Raw genomic sequence first — 1,385 nt, 5'->3', positions numbered from 1 at the left:
GGACGGATGTAGGCGGGCACAAAGCCCGGAAAGTCAAACGCGTTTTTCACGCCGTGGTCAAAGGCCACCTGGCGGATGTTGTTGCCATAGTCCACCGTCGGAATGCCCATGGCCTGGAAGTCCAGCATGGCCTGCACGTGCACCGCGCAGCCCCGGGCGGCCTCGGCGGTGAGGCGGGCGTGTTGCGATGGATCGCGCTGCGCGGCCTTCCATTGCTCCACGGTCCAGCCGACGGGCAGGTAACCGTTGATCAGGTCGTGCGCCGAGGTCTGGTCGGTCACCAGGTCGGGTTGGATGCCGCCGGCCTTGGCGCGCTTCACCAGCTCGGGCAGCACTTCGGCGGCGTTGCCCAGCAGGGCGATGGAGACGGCTTCCTTCTTGGCGGTGTGCTCTTTGATGAGTTCGAGCGCGTGGTGAATGTCGCGCGCCTGCTTGTCCACGTAGCGCGTGCGCAGGCGGAAGTCGATGCTGCTCTGCTGGCATTCGATGTTGAGCGAGCAGGCGCCGGCCAGCGTGGCCGCCAGCGGCTGCGCGCCGCCCATGCCGCCCAGACCGGCGGTGAGGATCCAGCGGCCTGAGAGGTCATTTCCGTAATGCTGTTTGCCGGCCTCGACGAAGGTCTCGAAGGTGCCCTGCACGATGCCCTGGCTGCCGATGTAGATCCAGCTGCCAGCGGTCATCTGGCCGTACATGAACAGGCCCTTGCGGTCCAGTTCGTTGAAGTGTTCCCAGTTCGCCCACTTGGGCACCAGGTTGCTGTTGGCCAGCAGCACGCGCGGCGCGTTGGCGTGGGTCTTGAACACGCCCACCGGCTTGCCCGACTGCACCAGCAGGGTCTCGTCGTCGTTCAGGTCTTTCAGCGAGGCCAGGATCTGGTCGAAGCAGGCCCAGTCGCGCGCGGCGCGGCCGATGCCGCCGTACACCACCAGGTGCTGCGGGTTTTCGGCCACCTCGGGGTCGAGGTTGTTCTGGATCATGCGGTAGGCCGCTTCGGCGATCCAGTTCTTGCAGGTCAGCGTGCTGCCGCGCGGGGCGCGGACCACGCGGGTCGAGTCGAGGCGGGGATCGGTGTTCGTGCTCACGGCGTCTCCTTCTGTTCGGACAAATTCGCGTTCGGATGGATGAAATGTATATACAAATTGTGCCGAAGTAAACTGAGCTGTCAAGTCAATAACCCCGCGCCCATGAGCACCCACCCGACCCCACCGGCCTACCAGCGCGTCAAGCAGCATGTGCTGGAACGCATCCAGAACGGGCTCTGGAAGGAAGGCGACGCCATCCCGGGCGAGGAGGCGCTGGCGCGGGAATTCGGCGTTTCGCGCATGACGGTGAACCGCGCCATCCGCGAACTGAGCGACGAACAGATCGTCGAGCGGGTGCAGGGC

Annotated in this window: 2 protein-coding genes; one reads left to right on the top strand and one right to left on the bottom strand. The window is 65.3% G+C overall.

Going from position 1 to position 1,385, the window contains the following annotated elements:
• Nucleotides 1–1,082, bottom strand: a 1,082-nt coding sequence (gene hutU / locus ACR2JA_RS19245; protein ID WP_434010675.1) for a urocanate hydratase, incomplete at its 3' end; no start/stop codon positions are given.
• Between the two features lie 102 nt (nt 1,083–1,184).
• Between hutU and ACR2JA_RS19240 the strand changes: the two genes are divergently transcribed.
• The coding region (locus ACR2JA_RS19240; RefSeq protein WP_434010674.1) for a GntR family transcriptional regulator at nt 1,185–1,385 on the top strand (201 nt) is incomplete at its 3' end.

Source organism: Hydrogenophaga sp. (genome assembly GCF_051007235.1).
GTDB lineage: Bacteria > Pseudomonadota > Gammaproteobacteria > Burkholderiales > Burkholderiaceae_C > Hydrogenophaga.
The sequence above is the reverse complement of the archived record's forward strand: the minus strand, read 5'-3'. Positions and strand labels throughout refer to the sequence as shown.